The 16,364-nt window shown below is 65.5% G+C and carries 12 protein-coding genes; all 12 read left to right on the top strand.

Annotated features, from left to right (window positions below; translation table 11 throughout):
- Position 1: 1 nt before the first annotated feature.
- Positions 2 to 1,768, top strand: a complete 1,767-nt coding sequence (gene aspS / locus Q8T13_12160) for an aspartate--tRNA ligase (GenBank protein MDP3718509.1) — start codon at positions 2 to 4, stop codon at positions 1,766 to 1,768.
- A gap of 150 nt (positions 1,769 to 1,918) precedes the next feature.
- The gene (locus Q8T13_12155; GenBank protein MDP3718508.1) at positions 1,919 to 2,878 is read left to right on the top strand and encodes a PhoH family protein; all 960 of its coding nucleotides are present in this window, start codon (positions 1,919 to 1,921) and stop codon (positions 2,876 to 2,878) included.
- A complete protein-coding gene (gene ybeY / locus Q8T13_12150; protein MDP3718507.1) occupies positions 2,853 to 3,335 on the top strand; it encodes an rRNA maturation RNase YbeY in 483 nt (160 codons plus the stop codon). The genes Q8T13_12155 and ybeY overlap by 26 nt, the downstream gene beginning before the upstream one ends.
- Positions 3,332 to 4,573 carry a hemolysin family protein gene (locus Q8T13_12145; protein MDP3718506.1) on the top strand — a complete coding sequence of 414 codons (1,242 nt, stop codon included), beginning with the start codon at positions 3,332 to 3,334 and terminating at the stop codon, positions 4,571 to 4,573. Before ybeY ends, Q8T13_12145 begins: the two co-directional genes overlap by 4 nt.
- Before the next feature lie 11 nt (positions 4,574 to 4,584).
- Positions 4,585 to 5,514, top strand: coding sequence for a GTPase Era (era, locus tag Q8T13_12140; protein ID MDP3718505.1), 930 nt, complete (start codon positions 4,585 to 4,587; stop codon positions 5,512 to 5,514).
- Positions 5,515 to 5,601: 87 nt separating this feature from the next.
- Positions 5,602 to 6,963, top strand: coding sequence for a magnesium transporter (mgtE, locus tag Q8T13_12135; protein ID MDP3718504.1), 1,362 nt, complete (start codon positions 5,602 to 5,604; stop codon positions 6,961 to 6,963).
- A gap of 92 nt (positions 6,964 to 7,055) precedes the next feature.
- On the top strand, positions 7,056 to 7,700 hold the full coding sequence (recO, locus tag Q8T13_12130) for a DNA repair protein RecO (GenBank protein MDP3718503.1): 645 nt from the start codon (positions 7,056 to 7,058) through the stop codon (positions 7,698 to 7,700).
- Positions 7,701 to 7,706: 6 nt separating this feature from the next.
- Complete coding sequence (locus tag Q8T13_12125) at positions 7,707 to 8,594, top strand: glycine--tRNA ligase subunit alpha (protein ID MDP3718502.1); 888 nt, start codon at positions 7,707 to 7,709, stop codon at positions 8,592 to 8,594.
- Position 8,595: 1 nt separating this feature from the next.
- Positions 8,596 to 10,776, top strand: coding sequence for a glycine--tRNA ligase subunit beta (gene glyS, locus Q8T13_12120; GenBank protein MDP3718501.1), 2,181 nt, complete (start codon positions 8,596 to 8,598; stop codon positions 10,774 to 10,776).
- A gap of 9 nt (positions 10,777 to 10,785) precedes the next feature.
- On the top strand, positions 10,786 to 13,584 hold the full coding sequence (ppdK, locus tag Q8T13_12115; GenBank protein MDP3718500.1) for a pyruvate, phosphate dikinase: 2,799 nt from the start codon (positions 10,786 to 10,788) through the stop codon (positions 13,582 to 13,584).
- Positions 13,581 to 14,546 (top strand): magnesium transporter CorA family protein, encoded by a 966-nt coding sequence (locus tag Q8T13_12110; protein MDP3718499.1) that lies wholly within the window; start codon positions 13,581 to 13,583, stop codon positions 14,544 to 14,546. The genes ppdK and Q8T13_12110 overlap by 4 nt, the downstream gene beginning before the upstream one ends.
- Positions 14,519 to 16,303, top strand: a complete 1,785-nt coding sequence (mutL, locus tag Q8T13_12105) for a DNA mismatch repair endonuclease MutL (GenBank protein MDP3718498.1) — start codon at positions 14,519 to 14,521, stop codon at positions 16,301 to 16,303. Before Q8T13_12110 ends, mutL begins: the two co-directional genes overlap by 28 nt.
- The last annotated feature ends 61 nt before the right edge of the window (positions 16,304 to 16,364 follow it).

Genomic DNA, 16,364 nt, shown 5'->3' with positions numbered 1-16,364 from the left:
AATGGCTGAACAGCTCGGATCCCTCGCTCGCACGCACACTTGTGGCGCCCTTCGCCCCGCCGACGTCGGCCAGAACGTCGTCCTCCTGGGATGGGTACACCGCGTCCGCGACATGGGGGCGTTGATGTTCCTCGACGTCCGCGATCGGCACGGCCTCACGCAGGTAATCATCGAAGGCGACGCGGCCCTGCTCGAGAAGGCCAAGCCGCTGCGCTCGGAGTTCGTCGTCGCCATTCTCGGCGAGGCGGAGCGCCGCTCGCCCGAGACCGTGAACCTGTCGCTGCCGACCGGTGAAGTGGAAGTGCGCGCACGGCAGGTGCGCATCCTGAACGAGGCCAAGACGCCGCCGTTCTCGATCGCCGAGGATCAGAACGTCTCGGAAGAGACGCGGCTGAAGTATCGCTATCTCGACTTGCGCCGGCCGCAGTTGCAGCACAACCTCGCGTTGCGCCATCGCATTACCATCGCGCTGCGCAAGTATTTCGACGAGCACGGCTTCTACGAAATCGAGACGCCGATCCTGACCAAGTCAACGCCCGAGGGCGCGCGCGACTTCCTGGTGCCGAGCCGCGTGCACCCGGGCGAGTTCTACGCGCTGCCGCAGTCGCCGCAGATCTTCAAGCAGATCCTGATGATCGCCGGCTTCGATCGCTACGTGCAGATCGCCCGGTGTTTCCGCGACGAGGCGTTGCGCGCCGACCGGCAGCTCGAGTTCACGCAGGTCGACCTCGAGATGTCGTTTGCCACGCCGGCCATGGTGTTCGAGATCGTTGAAGGCGCGCTCGCCGCGTGCTTCAAGCAAATCGGCGTCGACATTCCGCGTCCGTTCAGGCGCATGCCGTACGCAGAGGCGATGGCGAAGTACGGCAACGACAAGCCCGACCTGCGCTTCGGCCTGGAGATCCAGGACTTCGGGCCGCTGTTCACCGAGTCGCCGTTCGGCATCTTCCGCGAGGCGGTGGCGCACGGCGGCACGATCCGGGGCTTTGTCATCCCGGGCGCGGCCAAGTTCTCGCGCCGTGAAGTGGACGACCTGGTGGAGCAGGCCAAGCAGCTGGGCGCCGCCGGGTTGATCTACACCCGCTACACGGCCGAGGGCGTTCAGGTGTCGGCCAAGGCGATTGGCGACGACGGCGCGCGCAAGGTGCTCGAGGCGTCGGGCGCGACGAAGGACGACCTGCTGGTGCTCGCGTCGGGCGCTCCAGAGGCGGCCTCGAAGGTGCTCGGCCAACTGCGGCTCCAAGTCGCGAGGAAGCAGAACCTGATTCCGGAAGGCAAGTGGGAGCTGACCTGGGTCACCGACTTCCCGTTGTTTGGCTGGAACGCCGACGAGAAGCGCTGGGACTCGGTGAACCACCCATTCACCGCGCCACGTGAAGAAGACTTGCACCTCATGAAATCGGACCCCGGCAAGGTGCTGGCGAAGGCCTACGACGTGATCCTGAACGGCTGGGAGCTCGGTGGCGGCAGCATCCGTATCCACGACCGCGAGACGCAGGCCGACGTGTTCCGCCTGCTCGGCCTCTCTGAAGAAGATGCCAAGAACCGCTTCGGCTTCTTTCTCGAGTCGCTCGAATATGGCACGCCTCCGCACGGCGGCCTGGCGCTCGGCCTCGACCGCATTTGCGCCTTGCTGGCCGGCGAGACCTCGATCCGCGAGGTGATTCCGTTCCCCAAGACGACGCAGGCGGTTGACTTGATGTGCGACGCGCCCTCAACTGTCGACCCGCGCCAGATTCGCGAGTTGCACATCAGGCCGATTGCATAGCTTTAGGGTGCCTCAGGTGCCTCGCGTGCCTGAGGTGCCCAAAGCCGCAGGAGAGTGATAGCCTTAACCACACCTGCGGGCGCGAGTAGGCTCGGTAAACGCAGTTAACTGTCTGTTAAACAAGGAGATAGCTGAATTAGTACCACGTCGATGCGCAAGGTAGCCGTCCCCGAGACGGGCATGTCGACCCTGTTTGGGGCCTACGACGTCAACCTCCGGCAGCTCGAAGACCTCCTCAACGTCCGCATCCGGACCCAGGGCCACGAACTGCTGGTCGAAGGGATGCCGGCGGATACCGCCAAAGTGGCGCGCCTCATCGAACAGCTTGGCGGCCTGATCGCCGACGGGCATTCCATTTCTGACCGCGACGTGAAGACGGCATCGCAACTGCTGGTGGACGATGGCGCCATCGATCTGCGCGACCACTTCCTGAAGGACGGCCAGCTGCGCCAGGCCGGCAAGAAGCGCATTGCCCCGAAGTCGGCCAACCAGCGCCGGTATCTCGACGCCATCGACCAGTACGACATCGTCTTCGGCGTGGGCCCGGCCGGCACCGGCAAGACCTACCTGGCCATGGCCCAGGCCGTGAGTTACCTGATTGCCAAGAAGGTCAGCCGCATCGTGCTGGTGCGTCCCGCGGTCGAGGCTGGCGAGAAGCTCGGTTTCCTGCCCGGCGATTTGCAGGAGAAGGTCAATCCGTATCTCCGCCCGCTCTACGACGCCCTCTACGACATGCTCGACGTCGAGAAGGCGGATCGCCTGCTCGAGCGCGGCACCATCGAGGTGGCGCCGCTCGCCTTCATGCGCGGCCGCACGCTGAACGACGCGGTCGTCATTCTCGACGAAGCGCAGAACACCACGAGCGAGCAGATGAAGATGTTCCTGACACGCCTGGGCTTTGGCTCGAAGGCCATCGTGACCGGCGACGTCACCCAGATCGACTTGCCGATCGGGCGCATGTCGGGCCTGGTGCAGGCCATGGAAGTGGTGGGGAAGGTCGACGGCATTTCGTTCATCTATTTCGACGACAAGGATGTCGTGCGGCACAAGCTCGTGCAGGCAATTGTGAAAGCGTATGACGCATATGGCAGCGGCCCGTCTGCACGTTAGTGTCGCCTCGCCGGATTCCGGGACCCTGTCCACACGGGGGCTGGGCCCTTGGCTGGCGAAATGGGCGCCGGCGTCGGCGCGGGGCGACGTGAGCATTGCCGTGGTGTCGGATCGCCGCATGCGCGCGCTCAATCGACAGTTCCGTGGCAAGGACGCAGCAACCGATGTGCTGTCGTTTCCGGCCAGGACGCCGGGTTCATTTTCGCCTGGCGCGGACACGAAAATGAACCCGGCGTCGTTCCTGGGCGATATCGTCATCGCGGCCGGCGTGGCCGCGCGACAAGCGCGCGAAGCCGGGCATCCGGTCAGCACCGAGCTGCGGGTGCTCGCGCTGCACGGCCTGTTGCACCTGCTGGGCTACGATCACGACACCGACGGTGGCAAGATGGCGCGCGCCGAAGCGCGGCTGCGCAAGAAGGCGGGTTTGCGCGAAGGACTCATAGAACGGGCCCGATGACACCGCTGCTGTTGTTTCTGCTGGGGTGTGCCGCCACCTACCTGGGTACGGTGTCGGCGGGCTTCAACGCCCTGATGCGGTTATCGCTCCGGATCCATGCCGAACGCACCGACCGGGATGACGCGCTCGGGTGGTACCTGGACGACCCGCGCCGCCTGTTCATTCCCGTTCGCATCCTGTTTTCGATCATCACGGTCCTGTCAACGGCGCTACTCGCGCGGGTGACCGGCGTCGATCCAGCCGGCTTCCCACTGCTGGTGCTCTCGGTGATTGGCGTCATGCTGAGCTGCGAGCACCTGATCCCGCTGCTGATCGTGCGGCGAGACCCGGAACGTGTGCTCGATGTGTTGCTGCCCTCGTTTGACGTCGTGGCGAAGGGGCTGCGCCCGTTGACGGCGGCACTGCTGCGCGTGGGCACCAGCCGGCGCCGGGCACCGGCGGCGAACGGCAACGGCCACGCCGACCCGCCCACCACGGAGAGGACGCCGGTGCAGGCCGAGGTCGAAGCGGCCCAGGACGGGCAGGCCCGTGAGCTGCTGCGTAACCTGGCGGATTTCCGCGAAACGATGGTGCGCGAGGTCATGACGCCGCGGCCCGACATCATCGGCATCGACCAATCGGCGACCATCGAGCAGCTCTACACGCTGTTTCGCGAACAGCAGTACTCGCGCATTCCCGTCTTCAAGGACTCGCTGGATAACGTCACCGGCTTCATCTTCCTGAAGGATCTGATCATGCGCGGCGCGCCCACTTCGGGCCCGATCCTGCCGTTCACGCGTCCGGCGCACTTCGTGCCCGAAACCAACCGGGTACCTGAACTGCTGAAGGAGTTTCAGCGCAAGCGTCTGCAAAGCGCCATCGTGGTCGACGAGTACGGCGGCACCGCGGGCCTGGTGACGGTCGAGGACCTGCTCGAAGAGATCGTCGGCGAGATCCGCGATGAGTACGATGTGGAAGTCGAGCGGATCCTCGATGAGGGCGGCGGCCAGTTCGTGTTCAGCGGCAGCACCCACGTCGAGGAGATGGCCAACCTCATGAGGGTGACCATCGAAGGCCAGGGCTTCGAGACCGTTGGCGGCTTCCTGTTGTCACGGCTCGGCCGCGTGCCGGCCGTCGGCGAGCACTTTGACCTCGACGGCCTCGACGTGGAGATTCTCGAGACCGAACAGCGCCGTATCACCCGCGTCCGCCTGCGACGCCAGGACGAAGATGCCGGCGAGCGCGAGGCGGTGCGTTGAAGGCCGGCTTTGTGGCACTGATCGGCCGCCCGAATGCGGGCAAGTCCACGTTGCTCAACAAGCTGGTCGGCCAGAAACTCGCCATCGTCTCCGACAAACCCCAGACCACCCGCAATCGAATTGTCGGCGTTAAGAACTATCCAGACCCTTCGACAGGCTCAGGGTCGCCCCGAGCGGAGTCGGGGGGCGAAGGTCAGGTCGTGTTCCTGGATACTCCTGGCGTGCACAAGCCGCTGCATCGCTTGAACGTGCGCATGGTGGATGCCGCGCTCGACACGCTCAAGGAAGTGGACGTGATCGCGGTCGTCGTCGATGGCAGCGAGCCAGGTGGGGCGGGTGACGACTTCCTGATGGATGTCATTCGCCGGTCGAAGGTGCCGCGCGTCCTCGTGCTCAACAAGGTCGACATTGCGGACAAGGCGTCCCTGTTGCCGCGGCTGGCCGAGTACGAAAAGGCCGTGGGCTTTGCGGACCTGGTGCCGGTCTCGGCGCTGACCGGCGAGAACGTCGATCGGCTGGAGAGGGTGTTGCTGTCGCACCTGCCCGAGGGCGACCCCATCTATCCGGACGACTACCTCACCGATCAGCCGGAGCGGTTTTTCGTGGCCGAGCTGATTCGCGAGCAGGTGCTGCAACAAACGCGTGACGAACTGCCGTTCTCCACGGCCGTGGTGGTCGATAAGTTCGAAGAGGCCGACGCCAAGGGGCTGATGCGGTTCTTTTGCACCATCCTGGTCGAGCGCGACAGCCAGAAGCCGATCCTGATCGGCCGCGCCGGCGCGCGCATCCGGGAGATTGGGACGGCGGCGCGCAAGGAGCTCGAGGCGTTCTTCGACGCGCGGGTGTTCCTCGATCTGCACGTCAAGGTCCGCGAAGGCTGGCGTGAGGACGAGCGCATGCTCGACACACTGGGTCTGCCTGCCCGCCGTAAGGGAAAGTAATGTAGCGTCCGCCTTTAGGCGGACCGGGTATCAATGTGGCGTCCGCCTTTAGGCGGACCGTGCTAAATTTGCTCGAATCGCATGGCCGTGTCCCGCCGAATCGACGTCGTCCTCGACTCTGTCAAGCGGCTGCTCCGCATTGGCGCGACGGCCAATCTCCTGAACCTGCTCCAGAAACAACACCCGGCCGACCTGGCGCCCGTGTTCGCCGCGCTGCTCGAGACCGAGCGGCATGCGGTGTTCTCGCTGCTGGCCGAGCGCAGCGGCCGCCTCGCCATGGAAACCGTCAGCGAAATGGGCCCCGAAGAGGGCGCCAAGCTGCTGACCGGCCGGTCCGCCGAAGAGATCGCCAGGCTGCTGCAGGAAATTGCCTCGGACGACGCGGCGGCGTTGATCGACTACTTGCCTGATGAGCTGTCGACCGAAGTCCTGGAGTTGATGCGGCGCCGCGAGTCGGGCCAGGTCGAAAGCCTGCTCGAATACGGCGAGCAGACGGCCGGCCGCATCATGAACCCCCAGGTGTTCGCCTGCAGCGAAGACCTGACGGTGGCCGAAGCCATTACCGCGCTGCAGGGCGCTCGCGATGTCGAGATGGTGTTCTACCTCTACGTCGTCGACGCCCGGCGTCACCTCGTGGGGGTGACCTCGCTGCGCCGGTTGCTGCTGGTCTCGCCAGAGACGCCGCTCAAGCGCATCATGACGCCGGAAGTCACCAGCGTCCGCGTCGATACCGACCAGGAAGAGGTCGCGCGGCAGGTGGCGTCGTACAACCTGCTGGCCGTGCCGGTCGTCGACGAAGAAAGCAAGCTCGTCGGCGTGGTCACCGTGGACGACGTCATCGACGTCATCAAGGACGAGGCCAGCGAAGACCTGTTGCGCCTGGCCGGCGTGTCGGGTGACGAGCGGGTCACGACCCCGGCCTCGGAAGCGTTTCCCAAGCGGCTACCGTGGCTGCTGGCGAATCTGGTGACGGCGTTTCTCGCCGCCTCGGTGGTGGCACTCTTCGAGGGCACCATTCAGCAGGTGACGGCGCTGGCCATCTTCATGCCGATCGTGGCCGGCATGGGCGGCAACGCCGGCACCCAGACGCTGACGGTCATTGTCCGCGGCCTGGCGCTCGGCGAGCTCAGCTGGGAATCGGGCAAGAAGGTCCTGGCCAAAGAGGCGTTGATCGGCCTGGGCAACGGGTTCGCCCTTGGCATTGTCGCGGCCGGTGTGGCCTGGGCGACCAAGGCCGACCCGATTCTGGCGCTGCTGCTGGGCATGGCCATGGTTTGCAACATGTTTGTCGCGGCCACGGCCGGCGTGCTCGTGCCCCTCGGGCTGAAGGCCATGAAGGTGGATCCGGCCCTGGGGTCGTCGGTCTTCATCACCACCTTCACCGACGTCGTCGGGTTTGCCTCGTTCCTGGGGCTGGCCACGATATTCCTGCGGTATCTGATCCAATAGAAACCACGAAGTCACGAAAAACACGAAGAAGGCCAATCTTCGTGCGCTTCGCGTCATCGTGGTTGCCTCCGAGTACAATAGGCGGCTACGGCATGCCTCTGTACACGGCCGAGGCCCTCGTCCTCCGCACCTATAAGTTGGGCGAAGCCGACCGCATCGTGGTCTTTTTGACGCGCGATCGGGGCAAGAAGCGGGGCGTGGCACCCAATGCGAGAAAGTCGCGCAAACGGTTTGGCGCCGCGCTCGAGCCGCTCACGGAAGTGCGCGTTTCGTACTTCGAGAAAGAGCGTCGCGAGCTGGTCGGGTTGAACTACGCGGAACCGGTGCGGTCGCCGCTGTCGTCGCCCAGCCCGGAAGCGCTCGGTTACAGCCACTACTTCGCCGAGTTGATCGACGAGTGGGCGGCCGACGCGGATGTGGACGAACGGCTGTATCGGCTGGGTACCTCGGCGCTCGAAGCGCTGGTCACTGGCACGCCGGTCGAGGCGCTCGCGCGGTACTTCGAGTGCTGGCTGTTGCGGCTGCAGGGGGTGTATCCGTCCGACCTGCGGCTGTCGAGCGGGGCGGCCCTGTTCCTGGACGGCGTGCGGCGCATCGGCCCGCGCGATGTAGATTCGTTGGGCGCCACCAGCCGGGTCCTGCGAGAGATTGAACTGATTCACCGGAAGCTGATTACGATGCACCTCGACAGGGAACCCCGGTCCGTTCGCGTGTTGAACGAACTGCGGCGTTCGTAGAATCCCGTGACGTTCCAGGACCTCATTCTCAAGCTCCAGCATTTCTGGGCCTCGCAGGGCTGCCTGATCCAGCAACCGCTCGACCTCGAAGTGGGCGCCGGCACCTCGCACCCCGAGACCCTGCTGCGCGTGCTCGGGCCGACGCCGTGGAACGTCGCCTACGTGCAGCCGTCGCGGCGTCCCGACGATGGGCGGTTTGGGCAGAATCCGAATCGGCTGTTCAAGCATCACCAGCTGCAGGTCATCCTCAAGCCGTCGCCCGACGAGGTCCAACAGATCTATCTCGACAGCCTCGAGGCGGTCGGCATCAACCCGCGCCAGCACGACATCCGGTTCGAAGAAGACAACTGGGAGTCGCCGACGCTCGGCGCGTGGGGCATTGGCTGGCAAGTCATGCTCGACGGCATGGAGATTACGCAGTTCACCTACTTCCAGCAGGTGGGCGGTACCGACCTGTCGCCGATCGCGGCCGAGATCACCTATGGCCTCGAACGCATCGCCATGTTCCTGCAGAAGGTGGACAACGTGTTCGACCTCGCGTGGGGCGGCGGCAAGTCGTACGGCGACGTGCGCCTGCGCGAAGAGGTGGAGCAGTCGAAGTACGCCTTCAACCAGGGGACCGGGATCGCGCGCGAGCGCTTCTCGTCGTTCCATCGCCAGCAGTTCGACGAGTGCTTCAAGTTCGGCGAGGAACTGTTCAAGGGCGGCCTGCTGTTGCCGGCGCTCGAGTACTGCTTGAAGTGCTCGCACCTGTTCAACCTGCTCGACTCGAGCGGGAGCGTCGGCGTGACCGAGCGCACGGCCTACATCCTGCGGGTGCGCCAGCTCGCCATCGCCATCTGCAAAGAATACGCAGCCCAGCAGCAGCCTGTGGCGGCCGAGCCGGGAGCCTGACGTGGAGCGCGAACTGCTGCTTGAAATTGGCACGGAGGAGATTCCGGCCAGCTGGTTGCCCGGGCTGACCGCGCAGATCGGCCAGGCGCTCGAGGCCAAGCTGAAAGAAGCGCGGCTGTCGATCGACGAGCCGGTGCGGACCTACAGCACGCCGCGTCGGCTCATCGCCCATGCTGGCAGGATCGGCGAGCGCCAGTCCGACCTCGAAGAGCTGGTGATGGGGCCGCCCGTCTCGGCCGCGTTCAAGGACGGGGGGTTGACCCCGGCCGGCGCCGGCTTTGCGAAGAAGCAGGGCGTCGCCGACGATCAGATTGAGCGCATCACGACGCCGAAGGGCGAGTACATCGGCGTGCGCAAGCACCAGCGCGGCAAGACGGCCAGTGACGTGCTGCCCGACGTTCTCGCGGGCGTGCTGCGAGCCCTGTCGTTCCCGAAACAAATGCGATGGGACGCGGCCCTGACCGACGGCAAGGGCGAGTTGCCGTTCGGCCGGCCCATTCGCTGGATCCTGTATCTCTACGGGGGCCGGGTCGTCCCGTTCATCATCGGCCGCACCGCAGCGGCTCACGACTCGCGGGTCCTCGATATCAGCGCCGGTGCGTCGACCTATGGCCATCGGTTCCTGACCACCAGCGGCCGGCCGGGCCGGGCCATCAAGGTCAAGAACTTCGACGATTTCCGCAAGCGCTTGGGCGAGAACTTCGTCGTGCTCGAGCGCAGCGAACGGCACGACCGCATTGTCCGCGAGCTCGACGCCGAAGCGCGCCGCCGCGGCGGCCGCGTCGCCCGCGCCCTGGTCGGCCAGGGCGTGCTCGAGGAAGTGCCGGACCTGGTCGAGTACCCGGTCGTGGTGTCGGGCACGTTTGCGGATGAGTTCCTGAAGCTCCCCGAAGAGGTGCTGACCACGACGATGATTCACCACCAGCATTTCTTCCCGGTCAACACCGACCACGGCAAGCTGATGCCGGTGTTCCTGGCCGTGCTCAACATGCAGCCCGAGCAGCCGGACGTGATCGCGCACAACATGGAGCGCGTGCTCACGGCGCGGTTGCGCGATGCGCGCTTCTTCTTTGATGCCGATCGCAAACAGCCGCTGGCGGCGTACACCGATCGCCTGAGCACGGTGTTGTTCCACAAGAAGCTGGGCAGCTACCAGGAGAAGGCCACGCGCGTCGAAGCGCTGGCGCGCTGGATTTGTGCCGACGTGCTGGGCCGCCCCGATCTCGCTGACCACGCGGCCGAGGCCGGACGCCTGTGCAAGGCGGATCTCGCCACCGACATGGTGCGCGAGCTCACCGAGTTGCAGGGTGTCATGGGCGGCATCTACGCGCGCGAAGACGGCCGGCCCGAAGAAGTCTGGAAGGCGATTTACTTCCATTACCTGCCGGTAAGCGTGGAGGCGACCGCGCCGCCGACCAGGGAACAGCTCGGCGCGGCCGCCGTCACCTGGGCGGCGGTGGCTCTGGCCGACAAGCTCGATACCGTGACCGGCATGTTCTCGGCGGGGGAGCGGCCGACCGGGTCGCGCGACCCATACGGTCTGCGCCGCGCGGCCCAGGGCCTTGTGCGCATCCTCGTGGACCTGCCCGAGCTGACCGGGCTCGACTTGAGCCTGACGCTCGGCCAGCTGGTGAAGACCGATGGCCTGGACGATGCGTTCTGGTCGTTCATGATCGACCGCGTACGTTTCGTGCTCGAGCAGCGCGGCTCTGACACCCGCAACGTGCGGGCAGTGACCCATGGGGCGCCGGCAAACGTCAGCCCGCTCGTGGCACGCCGCAAGTTGGAATCCCTGCCTGAGTTCACGGAATCGCCGGACTTCAAGCAACTGGCGGTGCTCTTCAAGCGCGTGAAGAACATCGCCAGGAACCTCGATGAGGCCGCGCCGAGCCTGGGCGGGACGCTGACCGACCCGTCCGAACTGGCCCTCGAGCTTGAGATCAATCGTCTGGCCCCCGTGATTGCAGGTGCGGTCGCCGCTGGCAGCGGCTACCGCCAGGCGTTTGCCGAGGCGGCCAAGGCCGGCCCGGCGGTGGCGAAGTTTTTCGACGATGTGATGGTGATGGCCGACGACCTGAAGCTGCGTGACGCGCGGCTTCGGCTGTTGAAGCGGTTGGAGGGTTCGATCCTTCAACTGGCAGATGTTTCAGAAATCGTTCCCGAAGCGGACAAGCAGGAGTAGAAATCGCACATGGCGAAGAAGAGAACCACGAAGGACGCGAAGAAGAAGGTCACCAAGGCCACGAAGACGGCCCGAGGCACCAAAGGCACCCGAGGCACCAGCAAGAAATTCGTGTATTTCTTCGGCAACGGGAAGGCTGACGGCGATCGGTCGATGAAGGACACGCTCGGCGGCAAGGGCGCGGGCCTGGCCGGGATGACCAGGGCCGGATTGCCGGTGCCGGCCGGGTTCACCATCTCCACTGATGCCTGCAACATCTACTCCGCGAGCGGCAACAAGCTGCCGGCGAACATCGAGACCGAGATGGTCAAGGAGCTGCGCAAGCTCGAGAAGGCGGCCGGGGCCACCCTCGGGTCGGCCAAGAAGCCGCTGCTCGTGTCGGTGCGGTCGGGCGCGAAGTTTTCGATGCCCGGCATGATGGACACCATTCTCAACCTCGGCCTGAACGACGATACTGTCGAGGGCCTGAAGGCGTGGACCGGCAACGGCCGTTTTGCCTTCGACAGCTATCGCCGCTTCATGCAGATGTTCGGCAGCGTCGTGCTCGAGATTCCGAAGGCAGCGTTCGAGCACGAGTTCGAAGCCGTCAAGCACGCCAAGGGCGCGCAGATGGATACCGACCTGGACGAGACGGCCCTGCGCGAGGTCGTAGCGGCCTTCAAGAAGATCGTCAAGGACAAGACCAAGAAGCCGTTCCCGCAGGACCCGATGGAGCAGTTGCGCGGCGCGCGCAACGCCGTGTTCCGATCGTGGAACAACGCGCGGGCGAAGGAATACCGCCGCATCTATGACATCCCGGACTCGATCGGCACCGCCGTCAACGTGCAGATGATGGTGTTCGGCAACACCGGCGATCGCTCGGGCACGGGCGTGGGCTTTACGCGTAATCCCGCCACCGGCGCCAAGGAGTTCTTCGGCGAGTTCCTGATCAACGCGCAGGGCGAGGACGTGGTCGCCGGCATTCGCACGCCGCAGCCGATCAAGGAACTCGAGCGCGTGATGCCCAAGGCGTACAAGCAGCTGCGCGACATCACCACGCGCCTCGAGCGCAACTACAAAGACATCCAGGACTTCGAGTTCACCATCCAGGACGAGACGCTGTACATGCTGCAGACGCGCAGCGGCAAGCGCACCGGCTACGCCGCGGTCGTGATTGCCACGGACATGGCGAAAGAGAAGCTGGTCACGCCGAAGGAAGCGATCCTGCTGGTCGATCCGGAAGCGCTGTCGCAGTTACTCGCGCCCGGCTTCGACCAGAAGGAATGGAAGAGCATTGCGGTCGTGACGCGCGGTTTGCCGGCCTCACCCGGCGCGGCGTGCGGCAAGGCGGTGTTCTCGTCGGAGACCGCGGTCGAGTGGTCGAACAAGGGCGAGCCGGTCATCCTGGTCCGTCGTGAAACGGTGCCCGACGACATTCATGGCATGTGGGTGTCGCAGGGCATTCTCACCGCCACCGGCGGCATGACCTCTCACGCCGCCGTCGTCGGTCGCCAGATGGGCAAGCCGTCGATTGTCGGCGCCGGCGAACTGCGCATCAACGAGCATGGCAAGTCGTTCACCGTCAACGGCCAGACCGTCAAAGAGGGCGACTACGTCGCGTTCGACGGCCTGTCGGGCGAGGTCAAGCTCGCCAAGGTGGCGTCACAGCCGAGCGAGATCCTGCAGGTGATTGCCGGCAAGATGAAGCCGGCCGACTCGCCGATCTACCAGCGCTTCCACACGCTGCTCGAATGGGCCGATCGGTTCCGCCGCCTGGGCGTGCGCGCCAACGCCGACCAGCCGGATCAGGCCGAGATCGCCTATGCCTTCGGCGCCCGAGGCATCGGATTGTGCCGCACCGAGCACATGTTCTTCGGCGAAGGCCGCATTCCCATCGTCCAGCGGATGATCCTCGCCGAGACCGAGGCCGATCGTCGCGCGGCGCTCGACGAACTGCTGCCGATGCAGCGCGAGGACTTCTACGGCGTGTTCAAGGCCATGAAGGGCACGGCCGTGACCATCCGCACCATTGACCCGCCGCTGCACGAGTTCCTGCCCAAGCGCGAGGACCTGATGGTGGAGGTCGCCGTACTGGAGACCAAGGGCGTCAAGGGCAAGGAGTTGGAAGAGAAGAAGGCGCTGCTGTCGCGCGTCGAGCAGCTGCACGAGTTCAACCCCATGCTCGGCCACCGCGGCGTGCGTCTCGGCATCACCTATCCCGAGATCACTGAAATGCAAACCCGCGCCATCATGGAAGCGGCCTGCAAGCTCAACAAGGAGGGGCTGAAGATCGTCCCCGAGATCATGATTCCGCTGGTCGGCGACGTGCGCGAGTTGCGCGACCAGAAGGCCGTGGTCCACCGCGTGGCGGGGCAGGTGCTCAAGGAGCAGGGCATCAAGATCAAGTACCTGGTCGGCACCATGATCGAAGTGCCGCGGGGCGCGCTGACCGCCGACGCGGTGGCGCTGGAGGCCGAGTTCTTCTCGTTCGGCACCAACGACCTGACCCAGATGACCTTCGGGTTCTCGCGCGATGACGTCGGCAAGTTCCTGCGGGTCTATCAGGATCGCAAGATCCTGGAGCGCGATCCGTTTGCGACCTTCGATGCCGCCGGCACGGGCCAGCTCGTCGCCATGGCCGTGGCCAAGGGCCGCGTCGCCAACCCGTCGCTGAAGCTCGGCATTTGCGGCGAGCACGGCGGCGATCCCTCGTCGATCCACTTCTTCCACCAGGTCGGCCTCGACTACGTGAGCTGCTCGCCGTACCGCGTGCCGGTGGCGCGGCTGGCGGCGGCACAGGCCGCGCTGAGCGTCAAGGTCGGGGATTGATTCGCTACTTCGTCCACCGAGGCGGTTGCACCGAACAGGTCGACCGCCTCGACCCGGCCTGGCTCGCCTCTGGCAGCGAGGTCGTGGTGTGGGCGGATGTCAGTGAACCCACGGAGGCGGACGCCGAGGTCCTGCGAAGCGACTTCGGCCTCCACCCGCTGGCTGTCGAGGCGGCGGTGCAGCGCGAGACCAGCCCGAAGGTTGAAAGCTACGGCAAGTATCTGTACGTCGTGCTGCACGGCATCAACTTCGATGCCGCGGAGCATCGCTTCGAGACGCACGAAACCGACTTCTTTCTTTCCGCCAACTTCCTCGTCACCGTGCACGACGGCAAGCGGCGCAGCATCGAGCACGTCAGCGAGCTGTGCGGCCGGACCGACCACGTGCTGGCCGAAGGCCCGGTCGCGCTGTTTCACCGGATTGTGGACACCATGGTTGACCACTACCGGCCGGAAGTGGATGAGGTCGAAGAGCGGCTCAACGACATCGAAGATCGCGTGATTGAGGACACGGCGTCCGCCACGGTCGGCGACATCCTGGCCATCAAGCGCGACATCACGGCGCTCAGGCGCATCCTGGTGCCGCAGCGCGATGCGGTGGGGCGGCTGGCCCGGCGCGAGTTCGAGATCATCAACCAGGAAATGGCCTACCGGTTCCGGGACGTCTACGATCAGTTCGCGCGCATGGCGGACGACGGCATCATGTTTCACGATCGGGTCACCGGCATTCTCGATGCGCACCTGGCGAGCGTCTCCAATCGCCTGGCCGACGTCTCGAAAGTGCTGGCCGTGATCGCCACGCTGTTCGGTCCGATGACCGTGATCACCGGGTTGTTCGGCATGAACGTGCCGTTGCCGACGTTCTTCGGCCGGCCTGAGTGGCTGTTCTGGGAGATCATCCTGGTGATGATGCTGTCGAGCGCCGGGCTGTTCGCGTGGTTCCGCAAGTCGGGGTGGTGGTAGTGGGCCGGATCACGCGTCTGCCCGAAGACCTGGCCAACCAGATTGCGGCCGGTGAAGTGGTCGAGCGGCCGGCCTCGGTCGTCAAGGAACTGATCGAGAACGCCATCGACGCGAAGGCGACACGAATCACCATCACCGTGGAATACGGCGGCAAGAAGCTGATTCGGGTCGAGGACGATGGCATCGGCATGGATCCGGACGATGCGCGGCTCTGCCTCGAGCGCCATGCCACCAGCAAGATCAAGCGTGCCGACGACCTGGGCGCGATCGTCACCCTGGGGTTCCGCGGGGAAGCGTTGCCATCGATGGCCTCGGTGTCGCATTTCCGCCTGCGCACGCGCGCGCGGGGGAGCGACAGCGGTACTGAGATCCGCGTCAACGCCGGCATTATCGAGTCGGTGGTCGAGTCGGGCGGCCCGGAAGGCACGCTGGTGGAAGTCGCCGACGTCTTCTACAACCTGCCGGCGCGCCGGAAGTTCCTGAAGTCCGACGCGGCCGAGGCCGCGCAGGTCTCGCGGTTCGTCACGCAGCTGGCGCTTTGCTACCCAGAGGTCGGCTTCACGCTGATCAGCACCGGGCGGAAGGTCCTGGCGGTGCCGCCGGTGGCAAGCTTGTCGGACCGGCTCTATCAGCTTTACGGCGATCGCCAGGATCTGGTCGCCGTCGATCGCGAGTTTGGGGGGCTGCGCCTGCACGGCTTTATTGCCGCCCTGGCTGAGCAGGGCCCGGTGCGCGGCCCCCAGCATGTGTTCGTCAACCGCCGGATCGTGAAGGACCGCACGATCGCCCACGCGATTCTGGATTCGTACAGCGTCGCCACCAACAAGGAACGCAGCCCCGAAGTGCACTTGTTCCTCGACATCCCGCCCGACCGCGTGGACGTGAATGTGCACCCGACCAAGGCCGAGGTGCGGTTTCGCGAGCAGTCGATGGTGCACCAGATGGTGCGCCACGCGTTGGGCGATGCGCTCGGCAAAGGACCCGCCCCCGAGCTGACGCTTCACACCTCGGATGTGTTGGCGGGCCGGCCATTGCAGCCGTCCATTCCCGGCGCGCTGGCTGGCGCGAGCTTTACCAGCCGGTGGGCGCCTACCGGGGCGGGTCAGGCTGGTGGGGCTGGTGGGGGGGCTGTTGCACCCGCCCTACCGGCCCCACCCGCCCAACCTGCCCCACCAGCCGTAAGGCCCATGATCGCGCTCGGCCAGTTCCGCGACACCTTCATCATCGCGATGGACGACGAGGGGTTGTGCATCATCGACCAGCACGTGGCGCACGAGCGCGTGCTGTTCGAGCGCATCATGCAGCGGCTCACCACCGAGAATCTCGAGAGCCAGGGCATGTTGGTGCCGATGATCCTCGAGTTGCCGGCCGCCGAGCGCAATGCCCTGGTTGCGCGAGCCGAGGCGCTGGCGAAGTTCGGCTTCGAGGTGGAGGAGTTCGGCGGCGACAGCATCAAGGTGACGGCCATGCCGGCGCTGCTGCCGCGCGATGAGTGCGAGGCAGCTTTGCGCGCGCTGGCTGATGACCTCGAAGGCCTCGACCGCGGATTACGACTTGAGGAATCGATCAAGCAGATTGCGGCCACTACCGCTTGCCACGCCGCCGTCAAGGCCAACTACCCGCTGACGCTCGAGAAGATGCATCACATTCTCGAAGAGCTGCGCGCCACCGCGTACTCGACGGTGTGCCCCCACGGACGGCCGGTGATGTTGCGCATCACCCGTCGCGAGATCGAGAAGAACTTCGACAGGATCTAGATAGGGCGGGTAGGGCTGGTCGGGCGGGTCAGGAGCGTAGGGGCGCACTTTAGTGGGCCCA

This window comes from Acidobacteriota bacterium (assembly GCA_030697165.1).
Lineage (GTDB): Bacteria > Acidobacteriota > Vicinamibacteria > Vicinamibacterales > UBA2999 > 12-FULL-67-14b.
The sequence above is the reverse complement of the archived record's forward strand: the minus strand, read 5'-3'. Positions and strand labels throughout refer to the sequence as shown.